Origin of the sequence: Micromonospora sp. NPDC051006, from assembly GCF_044456245.1 — a bacterium.
GTDB lineage: Bacteria > Actinomycetota > Actinomycetes > Mycobacteriales > Micromonosporaceae > Micromonospora.
This window is the reverse complement of record NZ_JBITFP010000016.1, coordinates 42,200-63,907: the sequence shown is the minus strand read 5'-3', so window position 1 is coordinate 63,907 and position 21,708 is coordinate 42,200. Positions and strand designations below refer to the sequence as shown.

Here is a 21,708-nt window from a genome sequence, read left to right as displayed (position 1 = left end):
GCTCACCCCGTCGGGGCGGCCTCGGCGGCCGGGTCCGGCCCGGCCGGCGACGGCAACCGGGGCACCGAGCCGTCCACCGGGGCCGGGGCGCCGGCCGGTGCGCGGTAGAGGCGGGCCACCACCTCCTCGATGTCCGGTTCGACGACCGCGATGTCCCGCAGGGTGGCCAGCCCGGCCAGGCCCGAGACCACCTCGGCCACCCCGGCGGACTCCAGCGCGTACACCAGCCGGCGGCCGTCCGGCGCGACCTGGCGCAGGTGCGCGCCGGGCAGAGCCGGCGGCTCCGGCAGCGGCGTGTCCAGGTCGGCGACGACCAGCCGGCGGGAGCCGTACCGGCGGTGCAGCTCGGCGATCGAGCCGTCGTGCACCACCCGGCCGTGGTCGATGACCACCAGCCGCCGGCAGAGCCGCTCGATGTCCGCGAGGTCGTGGGTGGTCAGCACCAGCGTGGTGTCGCCGGCCCGGCCCAGCTCACCGAGGAAACCCCGGACCGCCTGCTTGCTCACCACGTCCAGACCGATGGTCGGCTCGTCGAGGAAGAGCACCTCCGGACCGTGCAGCAGCGCGGCGGTCAGCTCGCCGCGCATCCGCTGGCCGAGGGAGAGCTGCCGGACCGGAACGTCGAGGAAGCCGTCCAGATCGAGCAGGTCCCGGCAGCGGACCAGCCGGGCGGCGTGCTCGGCGGCGGGCACCCGGTAGATGTGCCGGAGCAGGCCGAAGGACTCCCGCAGCGGCAGGTCCCACCAGAGCTGCGAGCGCTGCCCGAAGACCACGCCGATGCGTCTGGCGAGCTGGATGCGCTGGGCCACCGGGCGCAGCCCGCAGACGCGTACCTCGCCGGCGGTGGGCATCAGCACGCCGGTGAGCATCTTCAGGGTGGTGGACTTGCCGGCCCCGTTCGGGCCGATGTAGCCGAGCATTTCGCCCCGCCCCACCCGCAGGTCGATCCCGTCGACCGCGGCCCGGATCCGGTTCTCCCGGCGCAGCCGGCCGGTCTTCACCCGTACCGTGAACTCCTTGCGCAACCCGCGCGTCTCGATTGCGTTCATGACCCCGTACTCCGGTAATGGCGGATGCCGAAGCGCCAGGCCACGGCGGCGGCTGCGGCGGCGAGCAGCGCGACGCCCGGCGCGGCCCAGCCCGCCCAGGACGGCAGGCCCAGCGGGTCCGCGCGGCCGAGCAGCGCCAGCGCCGGCTGGTAGCTGACGAAGGCGAAACCCAGGCCGTACGCGAAGAGCGCCCGGAACCAGCCGCCGTAGACGGTGACGGGGTACGACGTGAAGTCGCGCCCGCCGTAGGTGACCGAGTTGGCCAGCTCGCCCGACTCGATCCAGAAGAACGAGACGGTCGCGGTGGCCACGAAGACCGAGCCGAAGAAGACCGCACCGGCGACCGGGGCGAGGACCACCAGCAGCACCCGGCCCGGCGTCCAGTGGAGATCGGCCGAGGCGACCGCGACGATCCAGACGGTGAGCCCGAACAGCGCCCGGGAGACCTTGCGCAGCGGCAGGTCCATCAGGAGCAGCTGCGGCAGCGCACCGAGCGGCCGCAGCAGCACCGCGTCCAGCAGGCCGGTGCGCACGTAGCGGGGGATCCGCTCGATGTTGCCGACCAGCAGGTCGGCGGTGGCGAACGCGAACGCGGAGAGACCGACCATCAGCAGCGCCTCGCGCAGGGTGAACCCGCCCAGCTCCCGGGTCACCCCGAAGATGACCAGCACGGTGACCACGTCGAAGAGGGTGGCCCCGAGGTTGCCCACCAGGTCGATCGCGAACGAGGCGCGGTACGCGGTCTGCGACCGGGCCTGCGCGCCGAGCAGCGCCCGGTACGCGGTCAAAGTCCCGCCCCGCCGCTCAGCCACCCTGCACCACCAGCCGGTGCTCGGCGCGGCGCTGCACCAGTCGGCAGGCGGCCAGCAGCAGCGCGGCCCAGCCGACCTGGAGGGCGACCAGCCCCACCTGCACCGGGGTGGGGTCGCGCTCCACCAGCACGTCGAGCGGGGTCTGGAAGAGGCTCGGCAGCGGGGTGGCGATCCACAGTGGCAGGTAGAGCCACTCCGGCAGGAAGCGCAGCGGAAAGTAGAGCCCGGCCAGCACACCCGAGCCGAGCGTCCAGAGGATGATCGGCCCGCGGACGTCGTCCAGCCAGTAGGCGGTGGCGTTGACCAGGAACCGGCAGGCGAAGCAGAGCACCACCGCGACGCCGGCCGAGACGACGAAGAGCGGCGCGGTGGGCCAGCGGGTCGGCAGGTGCACGTCGAAGAAGAGCGGCCCGACCAGCACCGGCGGCAGCAGCCGGGCCACCGCCGCGTACCCGGCGCGGCCCAGGTCGGCGGCGAGGTAGGCGGTGACCGGGTGGACCGGCCGGAGCAGGTCGGTGACGACGTCGCCGGTGCGGATCCGGTCGGCCAGCTCCGTCCAGCCCCAGAGCAGGACCACGGCGAGCAGCCCCTGCCCGACCCAGACGAAGGTGGCCAGCTGCGCCCGGTCGTACCCCGCCACCTCGCCGACCGCGCCGGCCACGGCGAGCAGCAGATAGCAGCGCAGGAAGCCGAACACGGAGTTGGTGACGATCCCGGCCAGCGCCGCCTGGCGGTAGGTGGAGTATCGTCGGAAGCCGGATGCGGCTATAGACCCAAATGTCCGAAACCATCGGATAACGTTTGAGGTGGTGGACGGTGCCACAGTGGCGGTGACCGAGCCCACGCCGATACCCTCCATCCGCAGCCACGCCCTGCCGGAATGGGCGACTCTACCGGCGGGTCGGGTGCCCAGCGCGACAATTGGCAACGAGGTGACAACGCCGTGAGCGAGCGGACGCGAGCCGGCCACCGGAGCGCGGTCGTCGGCGACCGGACGCCCGGTGGTCACCGCATCGCGGCCGCGCCCGCAGACCGTCAGGGGGACACCGGCACGCGCCCCGGGCGTGACGACGGGCCCACCGGATGAGCAGCCGGTACGCCGACCGGTGGTCGGATCCGGCCGAACCGTCCTGGGTGGTCGAACCGACCCACGAGTGGCACCCCCAGTTCCCGGGCCAGCGCTACCCCGGCGACATCGGCGTGCAGCACGCACCGCCGCCCCGGGGACGGGCCGCCGTGGTCGGCCGCGCCGACGTGCCCCCGCTCGCCCCGGCCCGTCCCGACGGCACCTACCTGGGCCGGTCCTGGGCTGATGACCCAGCGCCCGAGGAGAGCTGGGACGGCGGCGGCCGGTACGACAGCCGCGAAGGACGACGGCACGACGACGAGCCGTACCGCCGCCCCCGTGCCGAGCCGTCCTGGCCCGACGAGCGCCCTCCGGCCCGCCGACCCGCGGCGGACGGTCGTACCGAGTGGTCCGACCGTCGCTCCCGGACTGAGGAGCGCCACGGCCGGGACAACGGCTGGCACCGCGAGCCGCCGGAGCACGACCGCCACGAGACCCGCCCGTCCCGGTCCGAGCCGGTCGGGCGCAGCCACCCGTACGCCCCGCCGGTCTCCCCCGCGCCCCGCCACGACTCGGACTGGCTGCCCGAGCCGGAGGAGGAGCAGCCCCGCCGCCGGGACGGCGCGGAACGCCCGGCCGCCGGCCCCGACCGCCGACCGGCCGAGGGCAACGGCCGCACCCGCTACCCGTGGGGGCACGCCGCCGAGCGGGAACGCCAGCCCGACGGCCGTCACCCGGACGACCGCTACGCCGACGGCGGCCGTGACCGCTCCGGCCCGCGCGGCGCCGCCGGGCAGCCGCGGTACGACGACCGGCCCCACCGCCCCGACCGCGACCCGGCCGGACCTCGGCAGGGCGACGACCGGCCGCGCCGCCCGGAGCCGGACCGCACCGGGCACTCCCGGTACGAGGACGACTGGGCCCACCAGCCCGACCACCATGGACGCCCGCGCTACGAGCTGGACCCGCGCCACGAGACCGAGCGGCGGCACGAGCCCGAGCGGCGCTACGCCGCCGAGCGGCGCCACGACGTCGAGCAGCGCCACGAGCCCGAGCCGCGCCGGCAGCAGCCGCCCGAGGTCGCCGGCCGCGCCGAGCCGTACGCCGAGCGCCGACCGCGCGGGGAGACGCGGCCGGAGGCGTACCGCGAGCCACGGCCGCAGCCGGCCCCTGAGCACGACCGCGGCCTGCCCTGGCCCGCGCCCGGCCCGGTGCGCCAGGACGGTGGCTGGCACTCCGGGCCGCGCGCCGAGCCCAGGCCGGAGCAGCGCCGGCCGGTCGAGCCCGGTGTGCCGCCACAGGCCCGGCCCGAGCCACCCGGCCGGTACGACGAGCCGTACCGCGCGCCCGCACGCCCCGCCGGCCCGGCAACCCCACCCGGCCCGCCGAGTCGGGATATCCCCGTCTCGCCGGCCGCCGGCCCGGCACCCGTCTCCGGACCGCCGGTCTCCCCGGCTCCGGGCCGACCCACGCCCGCCTCCGGACCGCCCGTCTCCCCCGCTGCCGGCCGACCTACGCCCGTCTCCGGACCGCCCGTCTCCCCCGCCCCGGGCCGACCCGCGCCCGTCGCCGGGCGACCCGACTCCCCGGCTCCCGGCCGGCCCGCGCCGCCGGTCCCGCCGGCCCGGGCCCACCCCCGCCCGGTGGGCCCGGTCGCGCCCACCTCGGGCGACCGGCCCGACCAGCCCGGCCACCTCGGACGACCGGAAGCCGGCGGTCCACCGTCGGGCCGCGCGGCCTCTCCGCCGTCGGCCGCGCCGGTCTCCCCGGCGTCGACCGGGCCCGTCTCCCCGGCGCCGGTCTCCGGGGCGGCCGGCCCGGTCCAACGACCGCCCGCCGCGCCCGACGATCCGCCACCGGTCGGTGGCCCGCCGGCCGCCCGGCTCCGGCTGGAGTTCCTGCCGGCCGAGCCGGTGGCCGGACAACCGGCGGCCCCGGCCCACCCCGAACCGCCGTCCCGACCGGACGCTCCCCCGCCGCGCTATCCCGGGGCGGGCACCGCCGAACAGCGTCTTTCCGCGCGGCCCGGCCCGGGTTACCCGACCGAGGATTCCGCCCCGGTCTCGCCGAGCGGCCACCGGTTCGCGCCGCCGCCCGCACACCACGGCGGCGACCGTCCGGCCCCGAGCCGGTGGGAGGACCGCCCGGTCTCGGCGGCCCCGCACGACCGCCCAACCCCGACCCGGTCCGACGACGGCCCGGTCTCCGCGCCGCCGAGCTACCGCCGGCCGGTCTCCGGCCCGCCGGCCGACGTGCCCGCCCGGCCCACGTCGGAGACTCCGACGCCGCCGCCCCCCGGCATGCCCCGGGTGTACGTCCCACCGCCCCCGTCGGAGCCGCCCGCGCCGGCCGTCCCGGGCGAGGCCGAACCGACCACGGGCACCGCCACCGGTGGACCGGACGCCTGGTTCCAGCCCAACCGCCCCGAGCCGGACGAGTCCGACCAGGACAGCACCGGCGGCGAGGCGCGGACCGACCTGACCGCCGCCCCGCAGCCGGCGAGCCTCGACGACGGCCCCAGGGCGGTCACCGAGCCCGCAGGCGGGGCGGACGCCCCGGCCGGGACAGCCGCCGACCCGGCGGCGTCCGCGCGCCCGGTCTCGCCGGCGCACCCGACGCCGCCCGCGCAGGAACCGCCGGCACCCGCCGACGCATCGACGCCACCGGCCCATCCGACCTCGGCGTCACCGGCCTTCCCGACCTCGGGGTCACCGGCCTTCCCGACCTCGGGGCCACCGGCCTTCCCGGCCTCGCCGGCACCGGCCGACCCGGCGTCGACCGACTCTGACCGCACGCCGCACGCCGACGCGACACCGGCGGCCCGGCCGGTGTCCGCGCCGCCGGCCGATCCGACGCCGTCCGCCGACGTCGCGCCCGCGCTCGCCGCCCCGGACGGCACGTCGGTGCCACGCCCGGTGTCCGCGCCGCCCGGCCTCGCGCCCGGCGGCACCCCGCCGGCACCAACCGTTCCGACCGGCGGCCCCGCACCGGACCCCGCGCCCGGCACGGGACCGTCGCCCACCACCGCCGCACCCGCTGCCCCCACCCGCCCGGTCTCCGCACCGCCCGCCGCGCCGGTCTCCGCGGTCCCGGCCCGCCCGGTCTCCGCACCGCCCGCCGCGCCCGTCTCCGCAGTTTCGGCTTACCCGGTCTCCGCACCGCCCGCTGCGCCCGTCTCCGCGGTCCCGGCTTACCCGGTCTCCGCGCCGCCCGCCGCCGCCTCGCTGCCAGAGGAGGCCGACGAGCGGCCGGCCGCCTCCTCGGCGCTCCCGGCCGCGCCGGCGGGCCTCGAAGTGCCCGACGGTGAACCACGGCTGGCACCCGGCACCGGTTCCCCGACGCTGGCCGAGTCCAACCGGCCCGCCTCGCCGGTGGCACCGGTGTCACCTCCGGCCTCCTCGTCCGGAGTGGACACCGCCGCGAGCCCGATCTCCGCGCCGCCGGCCGGACCCGCCTCCGAGCCACCCCCGTCCGCCGTGGTCCCGCAGCCCGCGACGCCCGTCTCGGCCCCGCCGTTCTCCGCCGCCGCAGCCCACCCGGTCTCCGCGCCGCCCGCCAGCTCTGTCTCCGGGCCGCCCGCCGCGCCCACCTCCGCGCCGCCCGCCGCGGCCCGGCCCGCCGAATGGTCACCGGCCTCGGCCGAGGCCGGATCCGGCGCCATACCGGTGTCCGCACCACCCGCCGTCGCCACGCCGGTCTCCGCACCGCCCGCGGGGCCGGTGTCAGCGCCGCCCGCCAGTTCGGTCTCCGCGCCGCCCGTTGGGCCGGTGTCAGCGCCGCCCGCCAGTTCGGTCTCCGCACCGCCCGCCGGGCCGGTGTCAGGGCCGCCCGCCACGCCGGTCTCGGCGCCACCCGTGGCGCCGCCGGCGCGGAGCGCGGCCGAACAGGGCGACCCCGAGCAGGTGCTGGCGAGCTACCGCTGGCGACTGGATCCCGGGACGCTGCGCGAGGTCCCGGAGGAGCCGGACGAGCTGCGGACGATCCGGCGGCGGCTGACCGAGAAGCTCGGCTCGGCCGTCGACAACAAGGCCCGCGCCCGGCTGCTCAGCCTGCGCGCGGTGGTCTCCCGGATCCTCGGCGACCTGGACGACGCGCTGGCCGACGGTCGGCTGGCCCTCACCTACGCGGAAGCGACCGGCGAGCTGCGCCGCACCGCGCTCGCCCAGGCCCGGCTGGCGCACGTGCTGCGCTGGCGTGGCGACTTCGCCGAAGCGGACCAGCTCTTCGCGCGGGCCAACTCCGCCGAGCTACCCGACCGGCTCCGGGCCGCGCTCTACGAGCACTCCGGCCGGTCCTGCTACGACCAGGGTCGGTACATGGAGGCCTGCCAGCATTTCGAGCGGGCGCTCGACCTGCGCGGCGCCGGGGACGCCGAGCTGCTGGACCGGGTCCGGCTCGGCCTGGACGCGGTCGCCGAGCGGGCCGCGGAGCGCGGCTTCGGGCCGTACCCGCGCGGCGAGAACGAGGTGCTGGAGCGCGGCGTATCCCCGGTGCCGGCGCGCGACGGCGTGCTCTGGGGTTTCGCGGACCCCCACGGTGACCTGGTGATCCCGGCCCGGTACGCGGAGGCGCAGCCGTTCCGGGAGGGGCTGGCCTGGGTCCGCCGCCCGGAGACCGATCGCTGGTCGCTGATCGCGCTCACCGGCACCACGGTGATCGAGCCGACGTACCTCGCGGCCCGGTCCTTCTCCGACGGCCTGGCCTGGGTGGTCCGGGACGGCAACGCCGGTTGGCAGGCCATCGATCCCACCGGCGACGTGGTGGTCCCACCCGGCTTCGCCGACGTACGCCCGTTCCGCAAGGGCGTGGCCGCGGTACGCCGGGAGGGCTGGGGCGCGGTCGACCGGACCGGCCGGATCGTGGTGTCTACCCGCTACCACGGGCTGCGCACCGAGCTGGCCGACGGCCGGCACGTCGACGGCTTCACCGACGAGGGCCTGGCCGTGGTGGAGGTGAGTGGCCGCCTTGGTGTGGTGGACCGCGGCGGCGCGCTGATCGTCCCGCCGGTGCATCCGGCGCTGGCCATCCACCCGGTCGCCTTCCTGGTCGGCACCGGCACCGGGCGGTGGGGTGCGCTCGACCGGCGCGGCGAGCCGCTGATCGACCCGGTGCACCACAACCGCGACGGCGTCGTCGACGAGATCAACCGGCTGCTCACCGACACCAACCCGGTGCTCTAGGCACCCTCCCGGGCCGTGCGGTACGGCCGCTCCGCGAGCCCGCACACACCCCGGGCCGGCCGCGCAGAGGCCGGCACGGCACCGGGATAGGGTCGGGTTCATGGAATTCCGTCACCTGGGCCGTTCCGGCCTGATGGTCAGCGAGATCTCGTACGGCAACTGGATCACCCACGGTTCGCAGGTCGAGGAGGACGCGGCGTTCGCCTGTGTGCGGGCCGCCCTCGACTCCGGCATCACCACCTTCGACACCGCCGACGTCTACGCGGGCACCCGCGCCGAGGACGTGCTCGGTCGCGCGCTCGCCGACGAGCGGCGTGAGGGGCTGGAGATCTTCACCAAGGTGTACTGGCCGACCGGGCCCGGCCGCAACGACCGGGGCCTGTCCCGCAAGCACATCATGGAGTCGATCAACGGCTCGCTGCGCCGGCTGCGCACCGACTACGTGGACCTCTACCAGGCCCACCGGTACGACTACAGCACGCCGCTGGAGGAGACGATGGAGGCGTTCGCCGACGTCGTGCACTCCGGCAAGGCGCACTACATCGGCGTCTCCGAGTGGAAGGCGTCGCAGATCCGCGAGGCGCACCAGCTGGCCCGGGAACTGCGCATCCCGCTGGTCTCCAACCAGCCGCAGTACTCGATGCTCTGGCGCGTCATCGAGGGCGAGGTCGTGCCCACCAGCGAGGAGCTGGGCGTCGGGCAGATCGTCTGGTCGCCGATGGCGCAGGGCGTGCTCTCCGGCAAGTACCAGCCGGGCCAGCCGCCGCCGGCCGGCTCCCGCGCCACGGACGAGAAGTCCGGCGCCGGTTTCATCGCCCGGTTCATGACCGACGAGGTGCTCAGCCGGGTGCAGCGGCTCCGTCCGCTGGCCGAGCAGGCCGGGCTGACCATGCCTCAGCTGGCCATCGCCTGGGTGCTGCAGAACCCGAACGTCTCCTCGGCGATCATCGGCGCGTCCCGCCCGGAGCAGGTGCGGGACAACGTCGCGGCGGCCGGGGTGAAGCTCGACGCCGAGTTGCTCAAGGCGATCGACGAGATCGTCGACCCGATCACCGAGCGCGACCCGGCGAAGACCGAGAGCCCGGCGCAGCGCCCGTGACACCCACCCGGTCCGGCCGGCGCTCGCGCGTCCGGCCGGACCGGGACCGGCAATCCCCGCTGACCCGTCCCGACCGGGACCGGGCGACCCCCGTCGGCTCGGGTGCCGGTCAGCCGCGCCAGAAGCGGATCAGGTCGAACCCGGCGGCGTAGAGCCAGGACGGCAGGCCGAGCACGTCGCCGACGGCGAAGACCCCGCCGAAGAACCAGCCGCTGATCCGCGGGTTCCACAGCAGCGCGAAGAGCAGGATGAATCCGTACGGGGCGAAGAGGTCGTACATCTTGCGCCACTGCGGATTCAGCCACGGCTGGATCATGTTGCCGCCGTCCAGCCCCGGCACCGGCAACAGGTTGAGCACGCTCGCGGTGAGCTGAAGGAACGCCAGCAGCGCCACCCCGGCCCAGAACTCGACCGACCCGCCGACACCGATGCCGACCCGCAACGCCAGCACGAGCAGCAGCGTGAAGAGCACGTTGGTGGCCGGGCCGGCGAGGCTGACCAGGGTGTGCCGCAGCCGCCCCGGGATCGCGTGCCGGTCCACCCAGACCGCGCCGCCGGGCAGGCCGATGCCGCCGAGGAGCACCACCAGCACCGGCAACGCGATGGAGAGCAGCGGGTGGCTGTACTTCAGCGGGTTGAGGGTCAGGTAGCCACGGTGCGCCACGCTCCGGTCGCCGGCCCGGAACGCCACGACCGCGTGGGCGTACTCGTGAAGGCAGAGCGAGACCAGCCAGCCGGAGACCACGAACCCGAAGACGTCCAGCCGGACGTTTCCGATCCCGTTCCAGGCCAGCACGCCGGTGGTCACGAAGAGCGCGACCAGGGCCAGGAAGATCGGGCTGGGCCGCAACGCCGCCCGGGGCACGCCGAGCACCAACGGCTCACCGCCCGGGCGGTCGTAGCCCATCACTCGGCCGCGGGCAGCAGGCTCATCCGGTACTCGACCCGATCGTCCTCGACGAGCGCGACCGAGGTGACGCCGGACGCCGCGAGCTCCCGCCAGGCCTGACCGATCCAGGATTCGGCGTCGGCCTGGCTGCCGAACGACTCCGTCGGTCCCTGCACCGACTGGCCGTCCGTGCCCTCGTACCGCCAGCTCCACGCCATGCCGCGTCTCCCCTCGCCGCCGAAGTCCCCGTGGGACGAACCCTCGCCAGCGTAGTCGGCCCGGCGCGCGACGGCCGCGCGCTCGGCTCCTGTGAGCGCGAGGAGTGAGCTTGCGAGCCCCGCAGTCGCGAACGAAAGGCGGACCTGCGGTGCCGCAAGGGGTGGATCGACGCGTCGGCGTCGGCCGGTACGGTGGCCCGGTGCTGACTCGGGGAGTGGTGCTCGGCGACCGGTACCGGCTGGACGAGCGGGTGGCGACGGGTGGGATGGGCGCGGTCTGGCGGTGCACCGACATCCTGTTGGAACGCGAGGTGGCGGTGAAGGTGCTGCTGCCGTCGCTGGTCGCCGACCCCGAGTTCACCACCCGGTTCCGGGCCGAGGCGCGGATGCTGGCCGCTCTGCGGCATCCCGGCGTGGTCGCGGTGCACGACGTCGGCCAGGCGGCCCTCGCCGACGGCAGCCGGGTCGACTACCTGGTGATGGAGTACGTCGACGGTGAGCCCCTGGTCGGCTGGATCGGCCAGGCCGGCCGGCTGGACCCGGCCTCCACCATGTCCGTGGTGGCGCAGGCCGCCGAGGCGCTGCACGCCGCGCATCTCGCCGGCATCGTGCACCGCGATGTGAAGCCGGGCAACCTGCTGGTCAAGCGGGACGGCCGGGTCGTGCTGGTCGACTTCGGCATCGCCCGGTCGAACGCCATGGCCAGCCTCACCGCGGCGAACATGGTGCTCGGCACCGCCTCGTACATGTCCCCCGAGCAGGCCACCGGGCAGCCCGTCTCCGCCGCCACCGACATGTACGCGCTCGGCGCGGTCGCGTACTACTGCCTCGCCGGGCAGCCGCCGTTCGTCGGCGCGAACCCGCTGGAGGTGGCGCTGCGGCACCAGCAGGACGAGCCGGCACCGCTGCCGCCGGGGACCCCGCCGGCGGTTGTCGAGTTGGTGACGCGGGCGATGGCGAAGCGGCCGGCGGACCGGTTCGGCAGCGCCGCCGAGATGGCCCGGGCCGCCGCCGAGGCACGCGACGCCACCCTCGCGACCATCCCGCTCTCCGCCCGGCCACCGTGGGCGCTGGCCGGCCCGGCCCCCGCCGGCCCGCCCGTTCCACTGACGCCCCCATCGGCGACGCCGACCCCACCGACGCCGCCGGCACCGGCGACGCCGCCCGCACCGACCCCACCGACGCCGCCGACGGTCTCACCGGCGTTGTCCGGCGGTGCGCCGACTCCGCCGACCGGCGGGCCGGTCACCCCGGCGACCCCGTTCACACCGCCGACCGGCGGGCCGGTCACCCCCGCGGCCCCGATCACACCGCCGACCGGCGGGCCGGTCACCCCCGCGGCCCCGTTCACACCGTCGCCATTCGGGCCGGCCGGCGCGGCTCACCCGGCAGCCGGGCCCGATAATCCCGGCCCGGCGTCGGTTTCCGCCGGTCAGTCGGCCGGTCCGTCCCGGCAGGGCGGGTACCAGGTCGGCGTCGCGTCGTGGCCGGAGCCGGTGGCGGCGGCGGACACCCGGGAGGAGCCGCAGCGGCCGGCACCGGCCCGCCGGCGGCCGGCCCTGCTGGTCGGCGCGGGCGCGGCCGTGCTCGTCGCCCTGGTCGCCACGGTGGTCGTGATCGCGCTGCGCCCGGACGCCGGTGCCGGCGGCGAGGAGCTGCCGCCCGCACTGAGCGCCGAGTCGGCGGACGTCCCGCAGGAGCAGCTACCGGCGCCGGCCGCCACCACTCCGGGCCGCCGGCCCACGGCCACGCCGAGCGGCACCCGCTCGGCGCAGGCCGCACCGAGCGGCACCGCCGGCGAACCGGGCGCTCCGGCCGATGGTGCCGCGAGCACCGCGCCGACCGGGGGTGGCAGCGCCCGGCCGACACCCACCACGAGCAGCCCCAAGCCGAGCAAGCCCAACCCGTACACGGCGACGCAGGTCTGTGGCAGCGGCTACCAGGTGATCGACTCGGCGACGCTCACCGGCGGCGACGGCAAGCGCAAGGGGCGGGTCTACCTGCTCTACCACTCGGGCAACGGCTACAACTGCACGGTGACCCTCAAGGACAGCGCGGTCGGCACCGCGACGGCGGCCTCGGCCTACCTTGAGGTGCAGGGGCGGGCGCGCAGCACGGACAGCGGCTCCTTCGAGTACTACGCGGGGCCGGTCAGGGCCAGCGCCGCCGGGGCGTGCGTGAAGTGGGGCGGGTCGACCGGCGGGGCCAGCTATGCCAGCTCCTTCGAGCACTGCGACTGACCGCCCGGGCCGGCAGGCAACGGCACCCCTGGCGGCCTTAAGGTACGGGCATGTCGGTTGACGGGTGGAACACGGTCCTGGTGCTGGGTGGTATCCGGTCGGGCAAGTCCGAGTTCGCCGAGTCCCTGGTCAGCGAGGCGGCGGTGGTCCGGTATGTCGCCACCGCGCCCGAGGGGGACCCGGAGGACACCGAGTGGGCCGCCCGGCTGGCGGCGCACCGGGAGCGGCGGCCGGGCAGCTGGACCACCGAGGAGACCGCGGGCGACCCGCGCCGGCTCGCGGACGTGATCGCCGCCGCCGAGCCGAACGAGACGCTGCTCGTCGACGACCTCGGCGGCTGGGTGACCGTGCTGCTCGACCCGGCGCACCAACCGGCGGACGACACCGCGACCGTCGCCGAGCTGGCCGCCGCGGTACGTGGCTGCGCGGCCCGGCTGGTGCTGGTCAGCCCGGAGGTCGGCCTGTCCCTGGTGCCGGTCACCCCGGTCGGCCGGGCCTTCACCGACGCGCTGGGCGCGACCAACCGGGCGGTCGCGGACGCCTGCGACGCGGTGGTCCTGGTGGTCGCCGGCCAGCCGTCCTGGCTCAAGCCGGCCGCGAACGCCGCACCGGCCACCACGGCGACGCCGGCCGCCGTCCAGCCGGCCCTCGCCCCAACGGTCGCCGCCCCGCCTGTCGCCGCCCCGCCGGTCACCGTCAACGGCACCGCCACGGAGCCGACGCCGGAGCTGGTCCCGCTGCCGGAGGTGCTGACCCCGCCCCCGCCGATGCCCGCAGTAACCGAAGGCGGCAGCGGATGGTCCGCGCCGACCATGGCGCTGCCGGTGGTCGCCACCGGGCTGGTCATCCAGCCCGGCATGGAGTTGCCGATGCCCGACGAGTACGCCGGGCCACAGGCGATCGAGCGACTGGCGACCCTTGACGTGCCCGGCGCCGGTCTGGGAGTGCTGGACCGCGTGGTCGGGTTCGCCGCCGCCACCCAGGGCACCCCGACCCCGGCCGCCTGGGGCGCCACCCGGGTGCTGCTGCTGCACGGCGACCACGCGGGCGGGGCCGCCGCCGGCACCATGCCCGGCGAGTCGGCGCGCCGCGCCCGGCAGGCCCGCGCCGGGCAGGGTGCGCTGGCCCGGATGGCCGCCGAGAGCGGTGCCAGCCTCCAGGTGGTGGACGCCCCGACCGCCGGCCCGATCGAGAATGAGCCGGCGCTCACCGGCGAACAGGTCGAGTCCGCGCTGCGCTACGGCTGGCGGCTGGCCGAGGAGGCCGCCGAGTCCGGCGTACAGCTGCTGGTGCTGGCCGCGTGCGGAGCCGGCACCGAGGCGGCGGCCGCCGCGGTGCTGGCCGCCACCGCCGGCGCGGAGCCGCCCGCGGTGCTCGGTCGGGTGGTCACCGACGCCGGCGAGATCGACGACGCGGCCTGGATGCGCCGCTGCGCGGCGGTCCGCGACGCGCTGCACCGGACCCGCCGCTCGCCGCGCGGGGCCAAGGACGTGCTGGCCGAACTCGGCGGCGGCGACATCGCGGTCGCCACCGGCGTGCTGCTCGGCGCGACGGCCCGGCGGATCCCGGTGATGCTGGACGGACCGGTCGGGCTGGCCGCCGGCATGGTCAGCCGCGACCTGGCCGGGCAGGCCCGGCACTGGTGCCTGCTCGCCGACCACGGCGGGCAGCCGGCCGCTCGGCTGGCCGCCGACGTGCTCGGCCTGACCCCGGTGCTGGACCTGCGGCTGGATCTGGGCGAGGGCGCCAACGCGCTGGCCGCGCTGCCGCTGCTGCGCTCGGTGCTGTCGCTGGCCGCCTCGCTGCCGGTCCACCCGACGCTGGGCGGCGCGGCCGAGCCGGACGACGAGGAGACGGACGTCGAGGAGGACCCGGGCGCCGAGCCCGAGTTCACCGAGCCGGAGCCGGCCGGGCCCGGTCCGACCAGCACCGAGCCGGAGGAGCAGCCGGTGGACCCGTCGGGCTGGCGTGCCGGCTGAGCCGCGGCTCGTCGCGGGGGCGCGGCTGGCGCTCACCACGTTCAGCACGCTGCCGGTGCGTGCCGGCCGGATCGACCGGGCGGTCGCGGGCACCGCGATGGCGCTCGCCCCGGCGGTCGGCGCGCTGCTCGGCCTGCTCCTCGCCGGGGTGCTGCTGGTCCTGGCCGCGTTCGCCACGCCGCTGGTCGCCGCGGGTGTGACGGTCGGCGTCGGCGCGCTGCTCACCCGAGGGCTGCACCTCGACGGGCTGGCCGACACCGTGGACGCGCTCGGCTCCTACCGGAGCGGACCGGGCGCGTTGGAGATCATGAAGAAGCCGGACGTCGGTCCGTTCGGGGTGGTGGCGCTGGTCGTCGTCCTGCTGGTGCAGGCCGCCGCGCTCGCGGAGCTGGCCGGGCGGTCCTGGCCGGCGGGTCTGGCGGCGGTGGTCGCGGCGACCGCGGCCGGCCGGCTCGCGGTCACCCTGGCCTGCCGGCGGGGGGTTCCCGCGGCCCGGCCGGACGGGCTCGGCGCGCTGGTCGCCGGCACCGTCGGGCCGCTGGCCCCGGCGCTCGGCGCGGTCACCGTCGCGCTGGTGGCCGTCGCCGCGGTGCCGGGCCGGCCGTGGCAGGGGCCGCTCGTCGTCGCCGCGGCCCTCGCCGTCGCGACTCTGCTGCTGGCCCACGTGGTACGCCGGCTCGGCGGGATCACCGGTGACGTGCTCGGGGCGAACGTCGAGCTGGTCACCACGCTGGTCTACCTGGGTCTGGTGCTGTCCGGCTGAACAGGGTACGGCGCGCCGGGTAGCGTTCGGCTCGACAGCACCGGCGCCGCAAACCGGGGGACGAGAATGCTCATCACGGACGACTTCCTGCCCGTACCGGTCCCGGAGTCGCTCAACGCGACCTACCTGGTGCCCGTCACGGGTCTGCCGCGCGTCAGCACGAAGAGCGCGGTGGCGGCGCTCTCCGGCCGGCTCGCCGAGCCGGTGTACGGGCTGGCCCGGCAGATGCTGGACAGCCCCCTGATGAGCGTGGACATCCGGCCGATCGGTGAGTTCCCCGAGCTGCCGCCGGACCTGCTCACCGCCTTCGGCGCCACGGAGGCGCAGCTGGACCGGCTCGCCGCGGCCAGCCATCTGGTGGTGGTGCAGGCCGAGTACCGGCCGGGCTGGCCGCCGGCGCACGAGTGGTCGGCGCGGGCGGTGGCGGCGGCGGTCGCCGACTCGGTCGGCGGTGACGTGGTGGACGTCTTCGGGCTGCAGTTCCTGGACCCGGCCGCGGCGCTGCGGTCGCTCCCGGACGAGCAGGGTCGGATCCGGCTGGTCGACTGGGTGCTGGTGCCCTACTCGTCGGACGCCGACGGGCTCTGGTTCACCACCAAGGGGCTGCGCCGGTTCGGACTGCTGGAGTTGCAGACCCAGGGCGTGCCGGACCACCTGACCCGGGCCTGGGGCGCGGTGATGACGGGCGCGGCCCGGCGGCTGCTGCGCGACTGGACCGACGGGCTGGCCGGGGAGGAGGTGCCGGCGTTCGTGCAGCTGCCGGTGCTCGCCACGGTGACCGGGCACGACATCGCGGTGGCGTACGGGAACCCGGAGCAGCACGGCGCGACCGCCCCGGTGCTGCTGCGGCTGGAGTTGGACCCGGCGACCGACCCGGACGCCGACTCGTTCCTGAGCCTTCGCCCGCCGGCCGGGCACCCCGGGCCGGACGGCCGCTACTACGCCGCCGCCTGCGCCACCCTCTTCGCCGGGATCCAGCCGGACGTGCGGTACGCCCGCTCCGGGGACGCGATGAGCCGGGCGGTCGCCACCGCCCGGTCCGGCCTGGGCGACGTACGGGCCCGGTTCGTCGCCGGCCAGCTGCCCCGGGAGGCGCAGCTGGTGGTGAAGTACGGCCTGCCCGGCGACGACGGACCCGAGTACGTCTGGGCCGGGGTCACCTCCTGGGACGCCGCGGAACGGATCGTCGGCGTGAGCGCCAGCGACGCCGCCTCCGACCCGAGCGTGCGGATCGGCTCCCCGGTCGTGGTCGAGGCGACCGACGTCGTCGACTGGGCGGTGCTCGACGGCACCGGCGTCATCGAGGGCGGCTGGACCCAGGCCGTCCTGGACGCCGGCGAACGCCCCACCCCCAACCCCTGACCACCCACCCAGCCCTGCCCGGTCCCGCCCCACCACCACCTGGTTGATCAAGAGATTCGCGTCACGGATCACCCCGATCCTGACGCGAATCTCTTGATCAACAGTCCGGTGGCCGGCGCTACTTCACGGAGGGGTGGACGAAGGGGGGCCGGGTGAGGCGCATCGGGGTGCGGCGACCGCGGATGTCGACCTCCACCAGGTCGCCGTCGACCAGCCCGGCGGCGGTGTCCAGCAGGGCCAGCGCGATGCCCTGCTTGCGGGTCGGCGAGAAGGTGCCGCTGGTCACGGTGCCCACCGTGGCGTCACCGACGTACACGCTCATGCCGGGACGCGGGATCGCCCGGTCGACCGCCTCCAGGCCGCGCAGCGTACGCCGGGGGCCGGCGGCCTTCTCCGCGCGCAGCGCGTCGCGGCCCCAGAACGCCGGCTTGTCCCAGCCGACCGCCCAGCCCGAGCGGGCCTGCACCGGGGTGATCTCCAGCGACAGGTCCTGCCCGTGCAGCGGGTAGCCCATCTCGGTGCGCAGCGTGTCCCGCGCCGCGAGCCCGCACGGGCGCAGCGCGAACGCCTCGTCGGCGGAGAAGAGCGCGTCCCAGATCGTGGTGGCGTGCTCCGCCGGCACGACCAGCTCGTAGCCGAGCTCGCCGGTGTAGCCGGTGCGGCAGACGGTCAGCTCCACCGGGCCGGCGCCGCCGTCGAGGGTGGCCCCGGAGAAGCCGTCGAGGGTGGCCGCGGAGAAGCTCATGTACTCGTGCCCGGTCGGCAGGCCGAGCGAGGCGAGCAGCTCGGCCGAGCGCGGCCCCTGCACGGCGAGCACCGCGTACGCCTCGTGCTCGTCGGTGATCGTGACCGACGGCGGCGCGGCGGCGCGCAGCCGGCGGACCACCTCGGCGGTGTTCGCGGCGTTCGGGATCAGGAAGACGTGATCGTCGGCGTGCAGGTAGGCGATGATGTCGTCGACCACGCCGCCGGTGGCGTCGTCGCAGCAGAGCGTGTACTGCGCCCGGCCGGGGCCGATCCGGCCCAGGTCGTTGCTGAGACAGGCGTTGACGAACTCGGCCGCGCCCGGGCCGGTCACCCGCGCCTTGCCCAGGTGCGACACGTCGAAGACGCCCACCCCCGTGCGTACCGCCGTGTGCTCGCGCAGGACGCCGCCACCGGCGTACTCCAGCGGCATCTCCCAGCCCCCGAACGGGGCGAACTTGGCGCCGGCGGCGGTGTGCCGCTCGTGCAGCGGGGAACGGCGCAGCCGGGTCGCGGCGGCGTCGGTGGTCACCTCGGTCATGGGTGGCAACTTACCGGGGGCGGACCCGCTGGTTAGCATCGGCGGGACCCGCCGGAGCCGTCGGCGGGACAGCCCCGACGTCCGGCGGGTAGGTTGCCGCCGAGACCTTCACCGCCGGTACGCGGCCTCGCGACCGGCCCGGCCCGCCCGGAGTAGCTTCAGTGACATCGCCCCGTACCACCCTCAGCCTGGTCGACACCGACCCCGCCGAGCTCGCCGTCGACGCCATCGTGATCGGCGTGCACAGCCAGACCGGAGAGCAGGTTGCCACCAGCGGCCTCGCCGGCACCCTGCTGCTCGCCAGCGGCGCGGAGAGCATCGCGGCCGCCTTCGACGGCAAGCTCACCGAGACACTGGCGCTGCTCGGCGCGACCGGTGGGCCGGGCGAGGTGACCAAGCTGGCCACGCTGGGTACCGTCACCGCTCCGGTGGTGGCCGTGGTCGGCCTGGGCCCCGAGCCGACCGGTGCCGCGCCGAACCCGGAGGCGCTGCGCCGGGCCGCCGGCTCGGCCGTCCGCGCCCTGGCCGGTGCGGCCCGGGTGGCGGTGGCCCTGCCGCTGCCGGACGACGCCGACGCCCCGGCCGCCCTGCGCGCGGTCGCGGAGGGCGCGCTGCTCGGCGGGTACCGGTTCGCCGGTTACAAGACCCGGCCGCAGCCGGCTCGCCGTGAGCCGGTGGCCGACGTGCTGATCGCGGTGCCGGACGCCGCCGACAGCACCGCCCAGGCCGAGGTCGCGCGCGCCCAGGCGGTGGCCGGTGCGGTCCGGCTCAGCCGCGACTGGGTGAACACCGCGCCGAACGAGCTGCGCCCGCCGGCCTTCGCCGACGTGGTGGCGGCCGCCGCGCGTGACGCCGGGCTCGGCGTCGAGGTGCTCGACGAGGCGGCCCTGGCGGCCGGTGGTTACGGCGGCATCGTCGCCGTGGGCCAGGGCTCGGAGGCCCCGCCGCGGCTGGTCAAGCTGACCTACACCCCGCAGGGCGGCGGCACCGGCAAGCGGGTGGCGCTGGTCGGCAAGGGCATCACCTTCGACACCGGCGGCATCTCGATCAAGCCGGCCCAGGGCATGTGGGAGATGAAGTCCGACATGGCCGGCGCCGCCGCGGTCGGCGCCGCCATGCTGGCGGTGGCCGCGCTCAAGCCATCCGTCACGGTGACCGGTTACCTGCCGATGGCGGAGAACATGCCGTCGGGCACCTCGTACCGGCCCGGTGACGTGATCAGCATGTACAACGGCAAGAAGGTGGAGGTGCTCAACACCGACGCCGAGGGCCGGATGATCCTGGGCGACGCGATCGCCCGCGCCTGCGAGGACGGCTGCGACTACCTCTTCGAGACCTCGACCCTGACCGGCGGCCAGGTGATCTCGCTGGGTAAGCGGATCGCCGGCGTGATGGGCACCCCGGAGCTCTGCGAGCGGGTCCGCGTCGCCGGCGACGCGGTCGGCGAGCCGGCCTGGCCGATGCCGCTGCCGGACGACGTGCGCAAGGGCATGGACTCCGAGGTCGCCGACATCTCCCAGGTCAACGCCGGGATGGACCGCGCCGGGCACATGCTGCAGGGCGGGGTGTTCCTGCGCGAGTTCGTCACCGACGACGTGGCCTGGGCGCACATCGACATCGCCGGCCCGGGCTACCACTCGGGTGAGCCGACCGGCTACTGGACCAAGGGCGGCACGGGTGTCCCGGTCCGCACCCTGCTGCAGCTGGTGGACGACGTCGCCGCCAACGGCTGACCGACGAGCACGAGGAACGGGGCGCCCCAGCGGGGCGCCCCGTTCCGTGTCTCCACCCTCCCGGGCCCCGGACGTCGACCGGTCAGTACTGGTCGGGGCGGCGCTTGCGGCGCTCGTTGAAGTCGCGCATCCGCTGCGGGTAGCCCATCAGGCGCACGTCGTAGATCGGGATCGCCATCCGGTACGCGAACCGCCGGGCCCCGTCCGGGCCGTCGATCCGGCGGCGGGTCCACTCTCCGTCGTCGGCGATGAGCATCACGGTGGTCTCGGTGACGGTGGTCCGGGGCTCGATGAACGCCTCCACCCCGCGCCGGGTCCGGACAAAGCTCTCAAGATGCTCCAGATCGGCCCGGTCGGCCGCCCGGTCACGGCTCACCACACGCGCCTGCTTGCGGCGCCGGAACAACCCCACGGAGCTCTCCCCCACAATCCGTCATCGAAGACGGTGCCAAGCGTACGTGTCGGGGACGTGTCGTTGGGCACCTCACTACGCGCCCTGTGCCCGGTGGTGACAAGATGACCGAGGTGGGGTGTGCCCGGCATTGCCCTGCCGTGACCCCCGATGCAGCGACGCGACCTGGGAGTTGGACGTGAGCGAGCCGAACGACGCAACCTTCGACATCGTCATCCTCGGAGGTGGCAGCGGCGGCTACGCGACCGCGCTGCGCGCCGCCCAACTGGATCTCTCCGTCGCGCTGATCGAGAAGGGCAAGCTCGGCGGCACCTGCCTGCACAACGGCTGCATCCCGACCAAGGCCCTGCTGCACGCCGCCGAGATCGCCGACCAGACCCGCGAGTCGGAGCAGTTCGGCGTCAAGGCCGAGCTGGTCGGCATCGACATGGCCGGCGTCAACTCGTACAAGGACGGCGTGATCGCACGGCTCTACAAGGGCCTGCAGGGGATGCTCAAGAGCAACAAGGCGATCACCATCGTCGAGGGGCACGGCAAGCTGGTCGGCCCGAACGTCGTCGAGGTCGACGGCAAGCGCTACACCGGCCGCAACGTCGTGCTCGCCTCCGGCTCGTACGCCAAGAGCCTGCCCGGCCTGGAGGTCGACGGCGAGCGGGTCATCACCAGCGACCACGCGCTGACCATGGACCGGATCCCGGCCTCGGCGATCGTGCTGGGCGGCGGCGTGATCGGCGTCGAGTTCGCCAGCGTGTGGAAGTCCTTCGGGGTGGACGTGACCATCATCGAGGCCCTGCCCCGGCTGGTCGCGGCCGAGGACGAGGAGTCCTCGAAGGCGCTGGAGCGGGCGTTCCGCAAGCGGAAGATCAACTTCAAGGTCGGCAAGCCGTTCGAGAAGGTCGAGAAGACCGACAACGGCGTCAAGGTGACCATCGCCGGCGGCGAGACCGTCGAGGCCGAGCTGCTGCTGGTCGCCGTCGGCCGGGGCCCGACCACGGCCAACCTCGGTTACGAGGAGCAGGGCGTGAAGATGGACCGCGGCTACGTGCTGACCGACGATCGGCTGCGCACCAGCGTGCCGAACGTCTACGCGGTCGGCGACATCGTGCCCGGCCTCCAGCTCGCGCACCGCGGCTTCCAGCAGGGCATCTTCGTCGCCGAGGAGATCGCCGGGCAGAACCCGGCCGTGATCGACGAGGCCGGCATCCCGCGGGTCACCTACTGCGACCCGGAGCTGGCCTCCGTCGGCCTGACCGAGGCGAAGGCCAAGGAGCAGTACGGCGACAAGGTCAAGACCTACAACTACAACCTGGGCGGCAACGGCAAGAGCCAGATCCTCAAGACGGCCGGCTTCGTGAAGCTGGTCCGGGTCGAGGACGGCCCGGTGGTCGGCGTGCACATGGTCGGCGCCCGGGTCGGTGAGCTGATCGGTGAGGCGCAGCTCATCTACAACTGGGAGGCCTACCCGGCCGAGGTGGCGCAGCTCGTGCACGCCCACCCGACGCAGAACGAGGCCCTGGGCGAGGCGCACCTGGCCCTCGCCGGCAAGCCGCTGCACGCGCACGCCTGATCGAGAACTGATTCCGCGGCGTCCGGCGGCAGACGGGCGAGATCGCACCAGGGG

Annotated in this window: 15 protein-coding genes; 8 read left to right on the top strand and 7 right to left on the bottom strand. The window is 75.7% G+C overall.

The annotated features are described in order from the left end of the window. Positions 1–2 precede the first annotated feature (2 nt). Genes ACIBBA_RS22615 through ACIBBA_RS22605 form a run of 3 tightly spaced genes read right to left on the bottom strand, consistent with a single transcriptional unit; the run spans position 3 to position 2,705 of the window. Positions 3–1,049 (bottom strand): ATP-binding cassette domain-containing protein, encoded by a 1,047-nt coding sequence (locus ACIBBA_RS22615; RefSeq protein WP_396699958.1) that lies wholly within the window; start codon positions 1,047–1,049, stop codon positions 3–5. After that, positions 1,046–1,861 (bottom strand): ABC transporter permease, encoded by an 816-nt coding sequence (locus tag ACIBBA_RS22610; protein WP_396699957.1) that lies wholly within the window; start codon positions 1,859–1,861, stop codon positions 1,046–1,048. Before ACIBBA_RS22610 ends, ACIBBA_RS22615 begins: the two co-directional genes overlap by 4 nt. Beyond that, the gene (locus ACIBBA_RS22605) at positions 1,854–2,705 is read right to left on the bottom strand and encodes an ABC transporter permease (RefSeq protein WP_396699956.1); all 852 of its coding nucleotides are present in this window, start codon (positions 2,703–2,705) and stop codon (positions 1,854–1,856) included. Before ACIBBA_RS22605 ends, ACIBBA_RS22610 begins: the two co-directional genes overlap by 8 nt. 239 nt (positions 2,706–2,944) lie before the next feature. Between ACIBBA_RS22605 and ACIBBA_RS22600 the strand changes: the two genes are divergently transcribed. Together ACIBBA_RS22600 and ACIBBA_RS22595 are read left to right on the top strand one after the other, a co-directional pair. Next, complete coding sequence (locus ACIBBA_RS22600; RefSeq protein WP_396699955.1) at positions 2,945–8,107, top strand: WG repeat-containing protein; 5,163 nt, start codon at positions 2,945–2,947, stop codon at positions 8,105–8,107. Positions 8,108–8,207: 100 nt separating this feature from the next. After that, positions 8,208–9,206: an aldo/keto reductase family protein gene (locus tag ACIBBA_RS22595; protein WP_350872232.1), complete on the top strand. Its 999-nt coding sequence runs from the start codon at positions 8,208–8,210 to the stop codon at positions 9,204–9,206. A gap of 109 nt (positions 9,207–9,315) precedes the next feature. On the opposite strand, the gene ACIBBA_RS22590 is transcribed toward ACIBBA_RS22595, so the two are convergent. Then, on the bottom strand, positions 9,316–10,113 hold the full coding sequence (locus ACIBBA_RS22590; protein ID WP_396699954.1) for a site-2 protease family protein: 798 nt from the start codon (positions 10,111–10,113) through the stop codon (positions 9,316–9,318). Then, positions 10,113–10,313: a hypothetical protein gene (locus ACIBBA_RS22585; protein WP_350872228.1), complete on the bottom strand. Its 201-nt coding sequence runs from the start codon at positions 10,311–10,313 to the stop codon at positions 10,113–10,115. Before ACIBBA_RS22585 ends, ACIBBA_RS22590 begins: the two co-directional genes overlap by 1 nt. Positions 10,314–10,513: 200 nt before the next feature. Between ACIBBA_RS22585 and ACIBBA_RS22580 the strand changes: the two genes are divergently transcribed. The 4 genes from ACIBBA_RS22580 to ACIBBA_RS22565 all read left to right on the top strand — a co-directional run bounded on the left by ACIBBA_RS22580 (position 10,514) and on the right by ACIBBA_RS22565 (position 16,657). Further along, on the top strand, positions 10,514–12,553 hold the full coding sequence (locus ACIBBA_RS22580) for a protein kinase (RefSeq protein WP_396699953.1): 2,040 nt from the start codon (positions 10,514–10,516) through the stop codon (positions 12,551–12,553). A gap of 50 nt (positions 12,554–12,603) precedes the next feature. Next, positions 12,604–14,532, top strand: a complete 1,929-nt coding sequence (locus tag ACIBBA_RS22575) for a bifunctional adenosylcobinamide kinase/adenosylcobinamide-phosphate guanylyltransferase (protein WP_396699952.1) — start codon at positions 12,604–12,606, stop codon at positions 14,530–14,532. Then, positions 14,522–15,295 (top strand): adenosylcobinamide-GDP ribazoletransferase, encoded by a 774-nt coding sequence (locus ACIBBA_RS22570; protein WP_396699951.1) that lies wholly within the window; start codon positions 14,522–14,524, stop codon positions 15,293–15,295. The genes ACIBBA_RS22575 and ACIBBA_RS22570 overlap by 11 nt, the downstream gene beginning before the upstream one ends. A 66-nt stretch (positions 15,296–15,361) precedes the next feature. After that, positions 15,362–16,657, top strand: coding sequence for a DUF2314 domain-containing protein (locus ACIBBA_RS22565; RefSeq protein WP_350872222.1), 1,296 nt, complete (start codon positions 15,362–15,364; stop codon positions 16,655–16,657). A gap of 118 nt (positions 16,658–16,775) precedes the next feature. Here ACIBBA_RS22565 and gcvT read toward each other — a convergent pair whose 3' ends face one another. Continuing rightward, positions 16,776–17,942 (bottom strand): glycine cleavage system aminomethyltransferase GcvT, encoded by a 1,167-nt coding sequence (gcvT, locus tag ACIBBA_RS22560; RefSeq protein ID WP_396699950.1) that lies wholly within the window; start codon positions 17,940–17,942, stop codon positions 16,776–16,778. A gap of 161 nt (positions 17,943–18,103) precedes the next feature. Here gcvT and ACIBBA_RS22555 point away from each other — a divergent pair, with 161 nt between their 5' ends. Continuing rightward, entirely contained in the window at positions 18,104–19,675 is a 1,572-nt protein-coding gene (locus ACIBBA_RS22555) for a leucyl aminopeptidase (protein WP_396699949.1), read from the top strand. Between the two features lie 82 nt (positions 19,676–19,757). Here the strand turns inward: ACIBBA_RS22555 and ACIBBA_RS22550 are convergent, their stop codons facing one another. Next, the gene (locus ACIBBA_RS22550) at positions 19,758–20,087 is read right to left on the bottom strand and encodes a hypothetical protein (protein ID WP_396699948.1); all 330 of its coding nucleotides are present in this window, start codon (positions 20,085–20,087) and stop codon (positions 19,758–19,760) included. 178 nt (positions 20,088–20,265) lie between these two features. On the opposite strand from ACIBBA_RS22550, the gene lpdA reads away from it, so the two are divergent. Further along, positions 20,266–21,654 carry a dihydrolipoyl dehydrogenase gene (lpdA, locus tag ACIBBA_RS22545; RefSeq protein WP_396699947.1) on the top strand — a complete coding sequence of 463 codons (1,389 nt, stop codon included), beginning with the start codon at positions 20,266–20,268 and terminating at the stop codon, positions 21,652–21,654. Positions 21,655–21,708 lie beyond the last annotated feature (54 nt).